The sequence below is a fragment of the Kitasatospora sp. NPDC085879 genome (assembly GCF_040686255.1).
Classification (GTDB): domain Bacteria; phylum Actinomycetota; class Actinomycetes; order Streptomycetales; family Streptomycetaceae; genus Kitasatospora.
In genome coordinates this window covers 35119-50857 of record NZ_JBFBJZ010000058.1, presented here as the reverse complement: position 1 = coordinate 50857, position 15739 = coordinate 35119, and the positions used below count along the sequence as shown (strand labels likewise).

At 74.2% G+C, this 15739-nt stretch carries 18 protein-coding genes; 7 read left to right on the top strand and 11 right to left on the bottom strand.

The annotated features are described in order from the left end of the window. From AB0P35_RS32280 to AB0P35_RS32265, 4 genes are all read left to right on the top strand, one after another. On the top strand, positions 1–717 hold a 717-nt coding region (locus AB0P35_RS32280; protein WP_363518003.1), incomplete at its 5' end, for a hypothetical protein. Further along, complete coding sequence (cseB, locus tag AB0P35_RS32275) at positions 714–1439, top strand: two-component system response regulator CseB (protein ID WP_363518001.1); 726 nt, start codon at positions 714–716, stop codon at positions 1437–1439. The genes AB0P35_RS32280 and cseB, both read left to right, overlap by 4 nt. Next, a complete protein-coding gene (locus tag AB0P35_RS32270) occupies positions 1436–2653 on the top strand; it encodes a HAMP domain-containing sensor histidine kinase (RefSeq protein WP_363517999.1) in 1218 nt (405 codons plus the stop codon). The genes cseB and AB0P35_RS32270 overlap by 4 nt, the downstream gene beginning before the upstream one ends. A 5-nt stretch (positions 2654–2658) precedes the next feature. Next, positions 2659–3000, top strand: a complete 342-nt coding sequence (locus AB0P35_RS32265; protein WP_363517997.1) for a hypothetical protein — start codon at positions 2659–2661, stop codon at positions 2998–3000. Between the two features lie 16 nt (positions 3001–3016). Here the strand turns inward: AB0P35_RS32265 and AB0P35_RS32260 are convergent, their stop codons facing one another. From AB0P35_RS32260 to AB0P35_RS32250, 3 genes are read right to left on the bottom strand one after another with little or no spacing between them, the layout of a single operon-like run. Continuing rightward, on the bottom strand, positions 3017–5110 hold the full coding sequence (locus AB0P35_RS32260) for an ABC transporter ATP-binding protein (RefSeq protein ID WP_363517995.1): 2094 nt from the start codon (positions 5108–5110) through the stop codon (positions 3017–3019). Continuing rightward, on the bottom strand, positions 5107–6132 hold the full coding sequence (locus AB0P35_RS32255) for an ABC transporter permease (RefSeq protein WP_095878257.1): 1026 nt from the start codon (positions 6130–6132) through the stop codon (positions 5107–5109). Before AB0P35_RS32255 ends, AB0P35_RS32260 begins: the two co-directional genes overlap by 4 nt. Further along, on the bottom strand, positions 6132–7115 hold the full coding sequence (locus tag AB0P35_RS32250) for an ABC transporter permease (protein WP_363517992.1): 984 nt from the start codon (positions 7113–7115) through the stop codon (positions 6132–6134). The genes AB0P35_RS32255 and AB0P35_RS32250 overlap by 1 nt, the downstream gene beginning before the upstream one ends. Before the next feature lie 364 nt (positions 7116–7479). On the opposite strand from AB0P35_RS32250, the gene AB0P35_RS32245 reads away from it, so the two are divergent. Continuing rightward, the gene (locus AB0P35_RS32245) at positions 7480–9174 is read left to right on the top strand and encodes an ABC transporter family substrate-binding protein (protein WP_363517990.1); all 1695 of its coding nucleotides are present in this window, start codon (positions 7480–7482) and stop codon (positions 9172–9174) included. A 131-nt stretch (positions 9175–9305) separates the two neighbouring features. Here the strand turns inward: AB0P35_RS32245 and AB0P35_RS32240 are convergent, their stop codons facing one another. Beyond that, positions 9306–10361: a saccharopine dehydrogenase NADP-binding domain-containing protein gene (locus AB0P35_RS32240; RefSeq protein WP_363517988.1), complete on the bottom strand. Its 1056-nt coding sequence runs from the start codon at positions 10359–10361 to the stop codon at positions 9306–9308. Positions 10362–10482: 121 nt separating this feature from the next. Between AB0P35_RS32240 and AB0P35_RS32235 the strand changes: the two genes are divergently transcribed. Beyond that, positions 10483–11460 (top strand): helix-turn-helix domain-containing protein, encoded by a 978-nt coding sequence (locus AB0P35_RS32235; RefSeq protein ID WP_363517986.1) that lies wholly within the window; start codon positions 10483–10485, stop codon positions 11458–11460. Between the two features lie 22 nt (positions 11461–11482). Here the strand turns inward: AB0P35_RS32235 and AB0P35_RS32230 are convergent, their stop codons facing one another. The 7 genes from AB0P35_RS32230 to AB0P35_RS32200 form a co-directional block, all read right to left on the bottom strand. Continuing rightward, complete coding sequence (locus tag AB0P35_RS32230; protein WP_363517984.1) at positions 11483–11983, bottom strand: hypothetical protein; 501 nt, start codon at positions 11981–11983, stop codon at positions 11483–11485. Beyond that, positions 11976–12113 carry a hypothetical protein gene (locus AB0P35_RS32225; protein WP_363517982.1) on the bottom strand — a complete coding sequence of 46 codons (138 nt, stop codon included), beginning with the start codon at positions 12111–12113 and terminating at the stop codon, positions 11976–11978. The genes AB0P35_RS32230 and AB0P35_RS32225 overlap by 8 nt, the downstream gene beginning before the upstream one ends. Before the next feature lie 20 nt (positions 12114–12133). Continuing rightward, entirely contained in the window at positions 12134–12490 is a 357-nt protein-coding gene (locus AB0P35_RS32220; protein WP_095878251.1) for a DUF6204 family protein, read from the bottom strand. Further along, positions 12487–12879: a hypothetical protein gene (locus AB0P35_RS32215; protein ID WP_363517979.1), complete on the bottom strand. Its 393-nt coding sequence runs from the start codon at positions 12877–12879 to the stop codon at positions 12487–12489. The genes AB0P35_RS32220 and AB0P35_RS32215 overlap by 4 nt, the downstream gene beginning before the upstream one ends. Beyond that, positions 12843–13217, bottom strand: coding sequence for a prealbumin-like fold domain-containing protein (locus tag AB0P35_RS32210; protein WP_363518005.1), 375 nt, complete (start codon positions 13215–13217; stop codon positions 12843–12845). Before AB0P35_RS32210 ends, AB0P35_RS32215 begins: the two co-directional genes overlap by 37 nt. 549 nt (positions 13218–13766) lie before the next feature. Next, on the bottom strand, positions 13767–14357 hold the full coding sequence (locus AB0P35_RS32205) for a GNAT family N-acetyltransferase (RefSeq protein WP_363517977.1): 591 nt from the start codon (positions 14355–14357) through the stop codon (positions 13767–13769). A gap of 103 nt (positions 14358–14460) precedes the next feature. Beyond that, positions 14461–15183, bottom strand: coding sequence for a siderophore-interacting protein (locus AB0P35_RS32200; RefSeq protein WP_363517975.1), 723 nt, complete (start codon positions 15181–15183; stop codon positions 14461–14463). Positions 15184–15368: 185 nt separating this feature from the next. On the opposite strand from AB0P35_RS32200, the gene AB0P35_RS32195 reads away from it, so the two are divergent. Continuing rightward, complete coding sequence (locus AB0P35_RS32195) at positions 15369–15737, top strand: VOC family protein (RefSeq protein ID WP_363517973.1); 369 nt, start codon at positions 15369–15371, stop codon at positions 15735–15737. The last annotated feature ends 2 nt before the right edge of the window (positions 15738–15739 follow it).

Here is a 15739-nt window from a genome sequence, read left to right as displayed (position 1 = left end):
CCGGGCACCCTGCACGACGGCGGGCCGGCCCGGCAGGTGGCGGAGCATCCGAGCCCGCAGCCGCTGTGGCCGGCCGCCGCGACCTCGGCCGCGGCCACGCCCCGCGCGGTGACCGAGGAGCCGCCGCCCGCCCCGCTGCCCGGGCTCACCGCCCCGACCGCCGGACTCGCGCAGCTGGACGCCGAAGCCGTCCTGGCGCACGACCCCGGGCTGACCGACATCGAGCACCGCGCCGTGGAGACGGGCTGCACCGGCTGCGCCGTCCAGCCCGCTCGGTACCGGGACCTGAGCGGCGACGGCCGGCCCGAGCTGATCACCGCCGTACTGACCCCCGAGGCCGACGGGCGGGCCGTGCTGCACGTCTACAGCGAGCGGGACGGGCACGTGGTGCCGGTGCTGTCGGTCGCCACCGCCGCCGGGTTCACCGCGGACACGGTCGGCCGGGACCTCGTCCTGCACGAGCCGACCGGGGCGACCGCCCGAACCAGCAGCACCTACCGCTGGAACGCGGTGCGGATGGCCTTCGTCGACCGGCAGACCGTGTCGACCGGGTCGGCCGACGGCGTGCCCGGCTGCCCGAGCCCCGAGCCGACCGTCCCGTCGGCCCGGCCCACCTACCAGGACGGACCGGTGGTCGGGCCCGACGGCCGGAGGCTCTCGGCGACGCCCGTCCCCGTCCCCGTCCCCTCCCGCACGGCCCCGACGAGGCAGCGATGACCGTCCCTCCCATGCCGCGCATCCTGCTCGTCGAGGACGACGAGGTGATCCGCGAGGCCACCCAGATGGCGCTCGAACGGTACGGGTTCCCGGTCGACACCGCCGCGGACGGCCTGCAGGGGCTGGAGCGCTTCCGGGCCCGGCGGCCGGACCTGATGCTGATCGACGTGATGCTGCCGCTGCTCGACGGGGTCGGCCTGTGCCGGCGGGTCCGCGAGGAGAGCAGCATGCCGATCCTGATGATGTCGGCCCGCGGCGAGGCCGTCGACGTCGTCTCCGGGCTGGAGGCCGGCGCCGACGACTACGTGGTGAAGCCGTTCGAGATCGCCGTGCTGGTCGCCCGGATCCGCACCGTGCTGCGGCGCACCGGGCCGACCGCGCCGGACACCCCGGTGCTCGCCGCCGCCGAGCAGGCGCAGACCGTCCCGTCCGCGGTGCGGGTGATCGACGACCTCGCGGTGGACACCGACGCCATGGAGGTGACGGTGGGCGGGGAGCCGGTGCCGCTCACCCCGACCGAGCTGCGGCTGCTGCTGGAGTTCACCGCCGCGCCGGGCGTGGTGATGGAGCGCCAGACCCTGCTCTCCCGGGTGTGGGACTACTCCTGGGACGCCGACAGCCGGGTGGTGGACGTCCACGTCCAACGGCTCCGCGCCAAGATCGGGGCGGGCCGGATCGAGACCGTCCGCGGCTTCGGCTACCGCCTGCGACGGATCCGGTGACGCTCCGCCGGCAGATCGCCGCCGTCATCGCGCTGGTCTCCTGCCTGGTCGCGCTCACCGTCGCGCTGCTCGTGCACCGGGCGTCCGTCGGGCAGCACACCGACCAGGCCCGGACCTCCGCCGAGGCGGCGCTGGACGCCGTCCTCACCGGGTACGACCGCACCGGCGAACTGGTCGGCGGCTGGCACGCCGCACTGGACGACCCGGCGGTGCCCGCCGAGCTGCGCGCCCTGGCCGCCCGCGGCCGGCAGGGTTCGGTGCTGGGCCGGAGCCAAGACGGCACCGCGATGTGGGCGGCGGCCGGCGCCGCCGGGCACGTGGTCTCCGTCAGGCTCGACTACACCGGTGACGAGCAGGCCGTCGCGGACCTCGACCGGGCGGTGCAGATCGCCGCGGCGCTGTCGGTCGCGGTCACCGTGCTGGCCGGAGTGCTCGCCGCCGACCGGATCAGCCACCGGCTGCGGACGGCCGCCCGGACCGCCCGCACCATCGCCGCGGGCGACCTCGACGCCCGGATCGGGCCGCTCGGCCGCCGCCGCGACGAGGTCTCCGAACTGGCCACCGCCGTCGACTCCATGGCCGCCGCGCTGCGCAGCCGGCTGGAGAACGAGCAGCGCTTCACCGCGGACGTCGCCCACGAGCTGCGCACCCCGCTGACCGGCCTGCTGACCGCCTCGGAACTGCTGCCGGACGGGCGGCCGACCGAGCTGGTGCAGAACCGGGTGCGGGCGCTGCGCGACCTGACCGAGGACCTGCTGGAGGTCTCCCGCCTGGACGCCCGGGCCGAGACCCCCGACCTCGCCGACCTGCCGCTCGCCCGGCTGGTGGCCCGCACCGCGGCGGCCGCCGGCGGGCCGGTCGAGGTGCTGGTCGCGGCCGACACCACGGTCACCACCGATCCGCGGCGCTTCGACCGCGTCCTCGCCAACCTGGTGGCCAACGCCCACCGGCACGGCGAACCGCCGGTCTCCGTCCGGGTGGACGGCCCGGTGGTGACCGTCCGGGACCACGGCACGGGCTACCCCGAGGACATCCTCCGCGACGGCCCCCAGCGCTTCCGTACCGGCGCCCGCGAACGCGGCCACGGCCACGGCCTCGGCCTGACCATCGCCGAAGGCCACGCCGAGGCCATCGGCATCCGCCTGCACCTCCGCAACCACCCCGACGGCGGCGCCGTCGCCGAACTCCGCCTGCCCACCCCCCGCACCGACTGAAGGCCGTGGCCGCCGGTGCGTGCCCCTCCCCCGGGCCCGGGCTCACCGGTCGTCGGTTCGCCGAGCTGTTCCGTCTGGAGGAGGAGCGGTTCGTCGTCCTCGCCGACCCGGCCTTCGAGCGGTTCTCGGCGGACGGGGACACCGGCGCGTACGCGCGCGAGGTCGCGGCGTCCTTCGTGGCGGCGTTCGGGCCGTCGCTGTTCGCCGCGGGCGCGGCGGACCGGGACGGCGGTGTCGCCGGACGCTTCGAGGAGGGGCTGGCCGCCCGGGTGCGGGAGCGGCTGCCCGCAGCGGGTGTCGCCGAGTGGCGGGTGCAGGTGCTGCGGGCCACCCGGCTCGACGGTTGACCGCCGCGGGGCCTGCTCAGGCGCCCTGCGGGTGGTGGCAGGCGGCGACGTGGTCGATGCCCGGGGCGGCCTCGGCCGCGGGCGGGTCCTCCTGTTCGCAGCGGGTGCGGCGGTCGGGGTCGAGGGCGGTGTAGACGGGGCAGCGGGAGCGGAACCGGCAGCCCCGGTGCCGGACGGTGGGCGAGGGCGGGTCGCCGGCCAGCAGGAGTTTGGCCCGGCTGCGCTCGGCGGCGGGGTCGGGCAGCGGGACGGCCGAGAGCAGGGCCCGGGTGTAGGGGTGGCGGGGCCGTTCGAACACCTCGGTGACGGCGCCGGCCTCGACGGTGCGGCCGAGGTACATGACGCTGACCCGGTCGGCGAGGTGACGGATCACCGAGAGGTCGTGCGAGACGAAGAGGTAGGCGAGGCCGAGTTCGGCCTTGAGCCGCTGGAGCAGGTTGAGCACGCCGGCCTGGACGGAGACGTCGAGGGCGGAGACCGGCTCGTCGAGGACGAGCAGGTCGGGCCGGACGGCGAGGGCGCGGGCGATGGAGATCCGCTGCCGCTGACCGCCGGAGAACTGGTGCGGGTAGCGGTCGGCGTGCGCCGGGTCGAGGCCGACCTGGCGGAGCAGTTCGGGGATCCTGCGGCGGATCTCCTCGCGCGGGGCGCCCTGGGCGAGCAGCGGTTCGGCGACGACGTCGCCGATCGGCATCCGCGGGTCGAGGCCGGCCGCCGGGTCCTGGAAGACGATCTGCACCCGGGCGCGCAGCCGGTGCGCGGCGGCCCGGTCGAGGACGGCGGTGTCCTGGCCGAGGACCTCGATCCGGCCGCCCTGCGGCGCGGTGAGGCGCAGCAGTTCGTAGAGGGTGGTGGACTTTCCGGAGCCGGACTCGCCGACCAGGCCGAGGGTCTCGCCGCGCCGGATGTCGAGGTCGACGCCGTCGACGGCGTGCACCTCGCCGGTCCTGCGCTTGAAGACGGCGCCCTTGAGCAGCGGGAAGGTCTTGGTGAGGCCACGGACGGAGAGGACGGTGTCCCGTTCGGCGCGGGGCCGGGTCTCCTCGGCGGGGGCGGGGAGCGCGGGCACCGGGTAGACCTCGGCGGGTGCCGGACGGCGTTCGGCGAGTTCGTCGGCCTTCACGCAGGCGGCGAGGTGACCGGCGGCGCCGTCGGCGGCCGGTTCTGCGGTGCCGGATTCGGCGGGGCCGGGCTCGGCGGTGCCGGTGAGGCCGGGTTCGGCGGTGCGGCAGCGGTCCTCGGCGAGCGGGCAGCGCGCGGCGAAGGGGCAGCCGTGGCCGAGCTCCTCGGGTGCGGGCGGGCGGCCGGGGATGGGGACCAGGGGGCCGCCACGGCCGTCGAGGCGGGGGACGGCGCCGATCAGGCCGAGGGTGTACGGGTGGCGGGGGGCGGCGAAGAGCTCGTCGACGGGGGCGGTCTCGACGATCCGTCCGGCGTACATGACGGCGACCCGGTCGGCGCTGCCGGCGATGACGCCGAGGTCGTGGCTGACGAGCACGAGGGCGGCGCCGGTCTCGCGCTGGGCGGTGCGCAGCACGTCGAGCACCTGGGCCTGGATGGTGACGTCGAGCGCGGTGGTGGGTTCGTCGGCGAGCAGGATGTCGGGGTCGTTGGCGATCGCCATGGCGATCATGGCGCGCTGCCGCATGCCGCCGGAGAACTCGTGCGGGAAGCTGTCGAGGGCGCGGTCGGGGGCGGGGATGCCGACCAGGTCGAGCAGGTCGGCGGCGCGTTTGCGGGCGGTGGCGCGGTCGACGGGCTGGTGGATGCGGACGGCTTCGGCGATCTGGTCGCCGATCCGGTAGACGGGGGTGAAGGCGGAGAGCGGGTCCTGGAAGACCATGGCGACCTTGCGGCCGCGGACGGCGGCGAGTTCCCGGGCGGGGAGTCCGACGAGTTCGCGTCCTTCGAGGCGGACGGAGCCGCCGACCCGGGCGGTACCGGGCAGCAGGCCGAGGACGGCGAGTGCGGTGACGGACTTTCCGGAGCCGGACTCGCCGACGATGCCGAGGGTCTCGCCGCGGTGCAGGTCGAGGTCGACGCCTCGGACGGCCGGGGCGGTCCCGAAGTCGACGGTGAGGTCCCGGACGGTGAGGAGGGCGGGGGTCACGTGGTGCTCCGGCGCGGTCGGGGTGCGGGCGTGCTGCTGGTGTCGGGGGCGCCGGCCGGTCCGTCGGCCGGGGTTGCGCCGGCGGGGGTGCGGGCGGCGCGGGCGAGTCGGGCGGAGCGGCGGCCGGCCTCGGCGGTGGGATCGAGGGCGTCGCGCAGGCCGTCGCCGACCAGGTTGACGGCGAGGACGAACAGCACGAGGAGGGCGGCGGCGAAGTAGAACAGCCACGGGAAGACGGGGGCGTCGGCGGTGCCGGCGGCGAGCAGGGTGCCGAGCGAGACGTCGGGGGCGCGGACGCCGAAGCCGAAGTAGGAGAGCGCCGCCTCGCTCATCACGGCGCCGCCGACGGCGATGGTGGCGTCGATGATGAGGAAGGAGGAGACGTTGGGCAGGACGTGCCGCCAGATGATCCGGAACGGCCTGACGCCCATGAACTGTGCGGCGACGACGAATTCGCGCTCGCGCAGGGATCTCGTCATGGAGCGGACCACCCGGGCGGTGATCATCCAGTTGAAGAGGGCGAGCAGCAGGACGAAGGCGAGCCACCCGGTGCCGCGGAGCCGGGGCGAGACGATCGCGATGACCAGGAAGCCGGGGAAGATCAGCATCAGGTCGACGAGGAACATCAGCAGCCGGTCGGTCCAGCCGCCGAAGTAGCCGGCGCAGGCGCCGACCAGGGACGCGAGGCCGGTGGAGAGCACGGCGACGAGCAGGCCGATGACGAGGGACTTCTGCAGGCCGCGGACGGTCTGGGCGAAGACGTCCTGGCCGATGCCGTTGGTGCCGAACCAGTGCTCGGCGGACGGCGGACGGCGGATCTCCCCGTAGTTGGGGGTGGCGTAGTCCCAGGGCGTCAGGTGCGGGCCGAGGAAGGCGAGCAGGAAGAGCAGCAGCAGGACGACGGCGCCGACGACGACGCCGCGGGAGGCGGCGAGGCGGGTGGCGACCAGGCGCAGCCGGCCGGCGGGGGTGTGCTCCTCGGCGGGGGCGGGCGCGCTCTCGGTCAGGGTGGTGGTGGCCATCAGTACCTCACCCGGGGGTCGAGGGCGGCGTGCAGGGCGTCGGCGAGGAAGCCGGCGGCGAGCACGACCACGGCGGCGAACAGGTTGACGGCCACGACGGCGTTGATGTCCTGTTCGTTGACGGCCTGGATGAACCATTCGCCCATGCCGTGCCAGCCGAAGATGGTCTCGGTGAAGGCGGCGCCGGTGAAGATGCCGAGGAAGCTGTAGGCGAACATCGTCGACATCGGGATGACCGCCGTGCGCAGGCCGTGCTTGAGCAGGGCGCGGCTGCGGGTGAGCCCCTTGGCCTCGGCGGTGCGCAGGTAGTCGGAGCCGAGCACGTCGAGCATGGTGGAGCGCTGGTAGCGGCTGTAGGTCGCGAGGCCGCCGAGGGCGAGCGAGAGCGTGGGCAGCAGCAGGTGGAGGGCCCAGTCGGCGAGGTGGGCGCCGATGCCGCCGGCGAGGCCGGGCGTCTCGTAACCGGTGAACGGGATCACCTCGTGGCCGGCGGCGTTCTTGGCGGCGATGGCGCCGTTCTTGAGGAGCAGCGCGACCAGGAAGACCGGGGTGGAGAGCAGCACGAAGGAGAGCACGGTCAGCGCCCGGTCGGAGATGCGGTACTGCCGGACGGCGCTCCAGGCGCCGCCGGCGACGCCGAGCAGCATGCCGAGCAGGCTGCCGACCAGCAGCAGGCGCAGCGAGACGCCGATCCGGCGGCCGAACTCCTCGTTGACCGGGGTGTTGTGGATGGTCCGGCCGAGATCGGCGTGCAGGAGCAGTCCGTCGGCCCAGGTGGCGAAGCGCTCGACGACCGGGGTGTGGTCGTTGATGTTGAGCGCGGTGAGCTGCCGGTCGACGGCGGCCGCGGAGGGCCGGGGCTGCTTGGCCTCGAAGTAGGCGCGGGGGCCGAGGGCGGCGCAGGAGAGGGCGTAGGCGAGGAAGACCGCGGCGGCCAGGAGGACGGCGTAGTAGCCGAGCCGTTTTGCGAGGTAACGGGTCACGGTCTACCGCCGGTGCGGTTCGCACACCTGGGGAACATGGTCTTTCGCCTTCGTTCGGAGGGTTTTTGACGCAGCTTCGCGCAGCAGTTGTACGGCACGTCGGACGGTCCGTCCAGGGTGTGCCGCGCCGCGTGGTTCGGCCGGGTCGGCGAACGCGCTGGTCACAGTCGATCAGACGGGTGCGGACAGCATGTTGCCACGGCATTGCGCCGCGTTTCGTTTCGATCAGTTCTGCGCATGGACCCCTGTCGTCGGAGCTGAAGGGCTGTTACGTTCTGCCTGCCGGCACCGACTTGGCTGCCCACGTTCAAGTGCCGCCACACCTGGCGGCCGTCGACTCTTCGAGACCCGAGGACTTCACCTGATGGACGCATCGCTCGCCACCCGCAGACTCGGCCGGGCCGCCGCCGCGGCCCTCACCGTGGTGCTGGCCGCAACGGCCTGCAGCAGCCAGGCCGACGGCACGGCGGACGCGGCGAAGACGGTGGTGCCGACTGTGGGCGCCGAGGACAACAACGCGCAGCCGCTGGACCGGATCAAGGACGGCGGCGAGCTGCGCGAGCCGCTCCAGCAGTGGATCACCCAGTGGAACCCGTACCAGGTCGACGGCACGTACGGCGACGCGGTCGAGATCATGGGCTACCTGGAGGCGAAGCTCTTCCGCTCGGACGCCAAGGGCGTCTACCACCCGGTGCCGGAGTACCTGACGTCGGCGGAGGTCACCTCCACCTCGCCGCAGGTGGTGACGTACCGGCTCAACCCCAAGGCGGTCTGGTCGGACGGCAAGCCGCTCGGCTACCAGGACTTCAAGGCGGTCTGGCAGTCCTCCAACGGCAAGGACCCGGCGTACAACCTGTCGGACTCCTCGGGCTACGAGCAGATCTCGAACGTCGAGCAGGGCGCCGGCCCGAACGAGGTCAAGGTGACCTTCGCGCAGCCGTACGCCGACTGGCAGAGCCTGTTCAACCCGCTGCTGCCGGCGGCCGGGATTTCCACCCCGCAGGCCTTCAACGAGGGCTGGATCGAGAAGGTGCCGATCTACGGCGGCCCGTTCGTCCTGCAGAACGCGGACAAAACCGCGCAGACCATCACCCTGGCGCCCAACCCCCGGTGGTGGGGCCCCAAGCCCAAGCTGGACCGGATCACCTACCGGGTGCTGGACTCCGCCGCGATCACCCAGGCCTTCCTCAACAACGAGGTGGACTACGCCTCGGCGGGCACCGCCACCGCGTACGGCCAGCTCAAGGACGCCAAGGACGCGGCGATCCGCACCGGCACGCCCTGGGACGAGGTGCACATCTCCTTCGGCGGCAACGGCGCACTGGCCGACCAGAAGGTCCGTCAGGCGCTCGGCCGGGCGCTGGACCGCGCCTCGCTGATCAAGATCGCCAACAAGGGCGTGCCGGTGGAGTTCAAGCCGCTGGACAACCACCTGTTCATGACCAACCAGGACGGCTACCGGGCCAACTCCGGCGACTGGGTGACGTTCGACCCCGCCGCCGCCGGGAAGCTTCTCGACGAGGCCGGCTGGAAGGACTCCGGCGGCGCCCGCAGCAAGGACGGCCACCCGCTGGAGCTGCACTACGTGATGAGCGACGGCTCCACGCAGGCCCAGGCGGACCTCGCGGCGGCCGTGCAGAGCATGCTGCAGCAGGTCGGGGTCAAGCTGTCGATCGACAAGGTGCCCAGCAAGGAGTACTTCTCGAAGTACATCAACCAGGGCAAGTTCGACCTGGCGAGCTGGCGCAACACCGGGTCCTTCCCGCTCTCCCGGACGGTGCCGATCTACCGTGCGCCGCAGGGCGACAACGTCTTCGGCAACTACTCGAAGCTGAGCACCCCCGACATCGACACGCTGCTGCGGAAGGCCGCGGCGACCCTCGACCCGGCGCAGGCGGCCGCGCTCTACAACGAGGCCGACGTGAAGATCTGGGAGCTCGGGCACACCGTCGAGCTGTACCAGCGGCCGAGCATCGTCGCCGTCCGCAAGGGCCTGGCCAACTTCGGCGCCGGCAGCCTCGCCGACACCGTCATCACCTCGGTCGGCTGGCAGAAGTAGCCCCGGCAGGCCCTCCCCCGCCGCCGTCCCCCTCTCCCCCGAGCGGGGGGCGGCGGCGCAGCAGAGGGCCGGGGCGTCTTCGCGCACGGGTGCCGCACAAGGGGCGCGGGGAACTGCGCCCCCTGAATCGACTACCCGGCATCCCTTGAAGACGCGCCCCAGGGGTGCAGTTCCACCGCCACGTGCGGGGCGAGCGAGCGCAGGAAGTCCGCCGCGTCGAAGGCCGCGCCGGCGGACACGACTCCGGCCGCGGCGCCACGCCCGGTGAGGAGGCGGTCGACCGCCTCCACCGCCAGCGGCGCACTGACGGCGTAGATGTCCCGGCCGCGTGCCACGGCCCGCCGCTCGGTGCCGCCGGAACGCACCAGGACGTCGACCACGAAGGTCTGCTCCGACCGCCCGAGCTCGTCGGCGGCGGCCGGAGCCGGCGTGTCGGCGGCCGACAGCTCCCGGACGGCCTCGACCGTCATGTAGCCGCGCACCTCGGGCACCGCGAGGTGGCTGGGCACGGTGACGGCGTCGGCCATGGTGAACTCCCCGAGGACGGCCCGCGGGCCGAACGGCTCCGGGAAGGTCCACTCCAGCTCCGGCAGGTCGTCCCGGTGGTACTCCAGCCGCCCGTTCGCGTACCGGACCCGCCGCCCGTCGCGCCGCTCCCGGGAGACGTCACCGGCGTTCCGCGTCCCGGCGGTGGGGTGCCAGCCGCTCAGCCCGTACGCGATGTGCACCTCGTCCGCCGCCGTCCGGTCGCCCAGCGCGGCGGTGGCCAGCAGATCGCCGAGGCCGCCGAAGAAGGCCATCGCGGGGACGACCGGCACCCCGGCGGCGCGGGCGCGGTCGGCGAACCCGGTGAAGGTGTCGGCATTCGCCTCGATCTCGGCCGCCACGTCCACGTACGGGATCCCGGCCCGCAGCGCCGCCTCGATCACGGGCGCGGCCGTCACCGCGAAGGGCCCGGCGCAGTTGACCACCGCCGCCGCACCCGCCAGCGCGCGGTCCAGCGAGGCCGGGTCGTCCACCGTCGCCGGCCGGACCTCCGGTCCGTCCCCGCCCGCCATCTCCGTCAGCCGCCCGGCGTCGCGCCCGGACAGCACCGGCACGAACCCGCGCTCCAGCAGCTCCGCCACCACGAAACGCCCGGTGTGGCCGTACGCGCCGAACACCGCCACCGTCTGTCCCGTCCCCATGGGTCCTCCCCCGCCTCGAATCCTCGAACAGTCCGTCAGGACCATCCTGCCGAGCGGGTCCGGACCGCGCGAGTGTCCGGAACGCCATCACCCGAACACTTCCGGACATACACTTCCGGGCGTGAAGACTGTCGCGCTGGCCGTCACCGACGGGATGCTGCACTTCGAACTGGCCCTGGCCCTCGAAGTGTTCGGCAGTGCCCCGGCGGGAGTGGCCGCCCCCTGGTACGAGTTGCTCGTCTGCGGCCCCGGCGCCGCCCGGGCCGGCCGGTTCCGCCTGGAACCCGACCACGGGCTCGACCGGCTCGACCGGGCCGACACCGTGATCGTCCCGGGCTGGGCGGACATCGACGTGGCACCGCCCGCGGACCTGGTGTCGGCGGTTCGCGCGGCCCACGAGGCCGGGGCCCGCATCGCCTCGCTCTGCACCGGCGCCTTCGTCCTGGCCGAGGCCGGCCTGCTGGACGGGCTGCGCGCGACCACGCACTGGGCGCACACGCGGGCGCTGGCCGAACGCCACCCCCGGGTGGCCGTGGACCCGGACGTCCTCTGGGTGGACAACGGCTCGGTGCTCACCTCGGCCGGCAAGGCGGCCGCCATGGACCTGTGCCTGCACCTCGTCCGGCTCGACCACGGCTCGTCGGTCGCCAACGCCGCCGCCCGCCGCCTGGTCGTGCCGCCGCACCGCGACGGCGGCCAGGCCCAGTTCGTCACCACCCCGGTGCCCGCCCCCGGGAACCACCCGCTCGCCGACCTCCTCCCCTGGGCCCTCGAACGGCTCGACCGGCCGCTGACCGTGGACGACCTGGCCCGCCACGCCCGGATGAGCTCACGCAACCTCGGCCGCCACTTCCGGTCGGTGACCGGCACCACCCCGCTGCAGTGGCTGCTGACCCAGCGGATCCGCCGCGCCCAGGAACTACTGGAGACCACCGACGACAGCATCGACGCCGTCGCGGAGGCCACCGGCATGGGCACCGCCACGACCCTGCGCCGGCACTTCAACCGCACGGTCGGCGTTCCCCCGGACACCTACCGCCGCACCTTCCGTTCCCGGGCCCTCACCCCGCCGGACCGTGCCGGCGGTCCTCCCGGATGACCCCGGCAGGCGCGGGGCGGGTTCAGCGGGCGCCGGGCAGGATCCGGGTCACCGTCCCCGAGCCGGCGGCGCGGCCGCGGTGGCGGAAGGCGAAGCGCTGTCCGACCGCCAGGGCGACGGGCTCGTCGAGGTCGATCTCCACCGCGGCCGTGTGCATCGGCCGCAGCGCGTCGAGACCATGAGGCAGCGTCACCACACCCGGCACGCTCGCGGTGCGGACGTAGAAGCCGAGGCGGTCCCCGCTCAGCACGTCCGCCGGGCTCGACTCCTCCGGGAGCAGCGCCATGTCCGCGGCGAACACCGACCGGGCGACGACCGAGCCGGGGGTGGCGAGCACCTGTCCGTCCTTCAGCACTCCCGCCACCTGACCTTGCAGCACCAGGCCCGCGTTCGTGCCCGCACCGGCCGATCCGACGGCGGACCTGCCCACGGCCACGAAGGCCACTCGGGCCGTGGTGCCGTCCACGCCGAGGCCGACCACCGCCACCTCGTCACCCGGCCGGACGGACCCGCGCTCAATCACGCCCCGTCACCAGGACCGCCCGGCCGAGCTTCCGGCCCGGCCACAGGGCGGCGAGGTGGCGCGGGATCGGATGGAAGACGCCGTTCACCGGCATCAGGAACGGTTGGTCGTCCTCGGGGGTCCGTGCCATGGCGGGCAGGCTGCCGGGGCTCAGATCCCGCGGGCGGCCTCGCGGCGGCGGCGCTTGCCGAGGGCGGCGACGGAGAGGTCCTCGGCCTGGGAGCGGAGGTTCTTGAAACCGTAGCCGCGTGCGGTCAGCCAGGACTCGGCGGCTGCCTCGGCCCGCGCCGTGGCGGTCAGGATGTCCTCCTCGGCCTCGCCGGTGTCCGCGAAGCGGAAGGTGAAGGCCGTCCGGGCGGCGATGTCGTAACTCATGTGGCCCTCGGGGGTGAAGGCCGCCTGCAGGACGTCGTGCTCGGCCGCGCGGGCCAGCAGCTCGGCGCGCTGCGCCTCGTCCAGGCCGTCGAAGACGCCGCGGACGGTGATTCGGAAGTCTCGGGTACTCACCGGCCCGACCCTAGGCGGCCGCCCTCCGTCGGTGCACCTCCTTTTTCCCCGGACCCCGGAGTTCGGTCCCCGGTGCCGGGCTTGGTGCCCCACACGTAGGCCTCGTCGTCGATGTCGAGCGCGGGCCGGCACAGCGACGCGGTGCGGTAGGTGCCGGGGTCCGCGTAGCCGTCGGCACGGGCCAGCCCCCTGGCGGCCTGGAAGTCGCGGATCGCGGAACAGTCCGCGGCCGACTGCACGCCGTCCACCGGCCGGCCGTGCGGCCACTTTCCCGGGGCGGATGCCACGGCCGCGGTCGCGGCCGGGGAGGGCGGTACGGCGGCGGCCACGGCGGCCGGCGTGGTGGCGGCGATCAGGCCGCGGCGGGCGGACAGACGGCGGTGGGCCACGTGTGCTCCCGCAGCGGTGCGGTGTGCGGGGAGGCGACCCCGGCCGCCGGGGCGGACGGACCGGACGTGCCCTTGCAGGGATCGCCGCGGTCATTGGTGAGGACGACCGCGAGCCCCTGCCCGGCGTTCTCGGCCGTCACCTCGTACGGCCCGCTGACCGGCGTCCGCGGGGCCGCGTACCCCTCGGGCACCGCGGCCTCCCGCAGGTAGTACACGCCGAGCGGGAGGTCGGTGAAGTCGCACTCCCCCGCCCGGCCCGACCGTGGTGTCCGGGTCGGCGCCGCCGGTCTGCAGGCCGGGAACGCCGTTGGTCTCCTCCCACAACTGGAACACCGCACCCGCCAACGGCGCACCGGTCGCGGAGTCCTCCTTCACCACCCGCACCTCACCGGTGACCACGTGGAGGCCGATGCACTCCGGGAGGTCACCGTTGAAGGGGTAGGCGTGGAACTCCTGGCCGCCGCCGCCCGAGGCGGCGCTGGTGTGGGTGAGCGGGCCGGTGGTGAAGAACCGTCCGTTGATGCCGTTCTCCCGGCCGGCGGACGGCCCGTTGCCGAGCGTGCCGGGGTAGGGGTCGGAGGACTCTCGCGGTACGCATGGGCCGAGGCCGCCGGGGAGCGGTGCCGCTGCGGCGGTGGCGGCGGAGCCAAGTGCGAGGACGGGCACCGCGGCCGCGAGCAGGGTGCAGGGAATCGCCGCTGTTCCCGCCCTCCGTGCCGCCCCGGTCAGCAGTCTGGTGATCATACGCATGAGGGCAGCGTCGAGCAGATGGACGTGCGACCGCCGCCGGGCACACCCGGGCTCCGCCGATCCGGTGACGATCCGTCACCCGCGCGGCCCCACCCGGACCGGCGCCGGACCGCGGCCGGAACCCTGCCGCCGGAGTGCTACGGGCGGGCCGCGAGGACGTGGGCGACGGACTCGCGGGTCAGGAAGACCAGTTGGGCACGCTTGTCCGGCAGGTCGATCAGCGGGCCGAGCTCGAAGCCGGTGCGCAGCACCCGGGCTATCGACCTCTCGTTGAGGGCGTCGGGCTCGGCGACGACGCGCCGATGGGCCGGGTCGGCGAAGACGTAGCCCATGAGGGCGGCGACGAGGCCGGCGGTGAAGCCGGGGGCGGGCTCGCCGCCGGCGGGCGCGAGGAGCAGGTGGACGCCGAGGTCGCCCGGCTGCACGGGGTAGCACTCGCCGACCGGGTCGTGCTCGGGCTGGTAGGTCTGGAACAGGGCCACGGGTGTGCCGTCGCGCTCGACGATGTAGGCGTGGTGGGTGTCGAGGGAGTCGACGTAGGCGTAGATCTCCCGGACCTCGTCCTGGGAGTGGCCGACCATCCCCCAGAAGCGGGATCTCTCCTCGTTCACCCAGCCGTGCACCAGGGCGGCGTCGCCGGCCGGATCCAGCGGGCGGACGGTGACGGTGCCGAAGCCGGGCACGGTCTGCCGGTGGACGGCCTCGGGGGCGGTGACGGGCGCGGTCATGGTTCTCCTCCGGTGGGGACGTCTGGGTGAAGGGTGCGGCGGGCGGTCCGGACAGACGTGGCGCCGGCGAGCGGGACCGCCCCCTCGCCGGCACCACGGGTCTTCACGGCCGCCAGTAGCCGAGGGCGTTGACGCGCTGCTTCGGCAGGGCCAGTTCCTTGCGGGCGAACTGGGTGAGGGTGCGGGTGGTGGCGGTGTCGCAGGCGATCCACACGAAGGCGTCGGCCGGGTCGGTGAGCAGGGGCGGCAGCGCCTCCCGCACCTCGGCCACCAGGTGGGCGCCGGCCTCCTGCCTGGGCAGCCGGTGAACCTGGTGCCACTCCGGGTCGGCGCGCAGCGGCAGCTGTTCGTCCGAGTCGTGCTGGGTCTCCAGCCAGACCGTGGCGGGCACCTCGGGCAGCGCCGCCAGCAGCGAGTTGACGGCGGGGACGGAGGCCGAGTCGCCGATCACGAACATCCGCCGCGGCAGCGGGTCCGGCGCCGTGAAGGCGGAGCCCTGGACGGTCGCCTGGACGGTGTCGCCGGGTACGGCCTCGCGCGCCCAGTCGCTGGCGCGGCCGTCGTGCAGCGCGAACTCGAGGCTGAACGTTCCCGTGGCGGCGTCGGGGTCGACGAGCGTGTAGGCGCGCTGGTGCGGCTTGCCGGCGTTGTCGAACCAGACGCGCACCCACATCGTGGGGTGCACGCCGGTCTCGGCGAGCATGCCCCCGTCGGTGAAGCGGACCCTTCGGTAGTGCTCGGTGACCTCCTCGACCGCGGTCACCGTGAACTCGAAGTCCCTGCCCCGCATCAGCTTGAGGACGACGCCCTCCCAGCCGTGCCCCATGACACCCTCCAGCCACGCGAATTTAGGTAAGGCTAACCTAGCCCATCGGCGACCTCGATCAACACCCCGGTCGACGGACACCGCGAACCCCTCCGCGTGTCGACGGACGGACACGCCGTCAGCGATGCGAGCATGCCGTGGCGGCGCGAGGCCGCGGCGTGCGGACCCGGGAGCGAGGGCGGCAGATGAGCGGCGGCGTCGGAGGCATCCTCGGGGCTCACATCGTGCTGTACAGCCGGGACGCCGAGGCCGACCGGGAGTTCGTCCGCGACGTCCTCGGCTTCCCCGGGGTCGACGCGGGCGGCGGCTGGCTGATCTTCAAGCTGCCGCCGGCCGAGGTGGCCGTACACCCGACCGAGGGCGAGGCCGCGCACGAGCTGTACCTGATGTGCGAGGACATCACCGCGCTGCTGGCCGAACTCCGCACCCGCGGCGTGGAGATCGCCCGCGAGCCCAGCGAGCAGCGATGGGGCCTGCTCGCCGCCGTCCGCCTCCCGAGCGGTGCGGAACTCCCCCTCTACGAACCGCGCCACCCCACCGCCCACGGCCTCTGACA

What these genes read in the sequence shown, in the direction of transcription:
- AB0P35_RS32225 (WP_363517982.1), bottom strand. Translation starts at nt 12,113, where the DNA reads ATGGCACGGACCCCCGAGGACGACCAACCGTTCCTGATGCCGGTGAAC.
- AB0P35_RS32200 (WP_363517975.1), bottom strand. Translation starts at nt 15,183, where the DNA reads ATGGGGCACGGCTGGGAGGGCGTCGTCCTCAAGCTGATGCGGGGCAGG.
- AB0P35_RS32240 (WP_363517988.1), bottom strand. Translation starts at nt 10,361, where the DNA reads ATGGGGACGGGACAGACGGTGGCGGTGTTCGGCGCGTACGGCCACACC.
- AB0P35_RS32205 (WP_363517977.1), bottom strand. Translation starts at nt 14,357, where the DNA reads ATGACCGCGCCCGTCACCGCCCCCGAGGCCGTCCACCGGCAGACCGTG.
- AB0P35_RS32255 (WP_095878257.1), bottom strand. Translation starts at nt 6,132, where the DNA reads ATGGCCACCACCACCCTGACCGAGAGCGCGCCCGCCCCCGCCGAGGAG.
- AB0P35_RS32245 (WP_363517990.1), top strand. Translation starts at nt 7,480, where the DNA reads ATGGACGCATCGCTCGCCACCCGCAGACTCGGCCGGGCCGCCGCCGCG.
- AB0P35_RS32195 (WP_363517973.1), top strand. Translation starts at nt 15,369, where the DNA reads ATGAGCGGCGGCGTCGGAGGCATCCTCGGGGCTCACATCGTGCTGTAC.
- cseB (WP_363518001.1), top strand. Translation starts at nt 714, where the DNA reads ATGACCGTCCCTCCCATGCCGCGCATCCTGCTCGTCGAGGACGACGAG.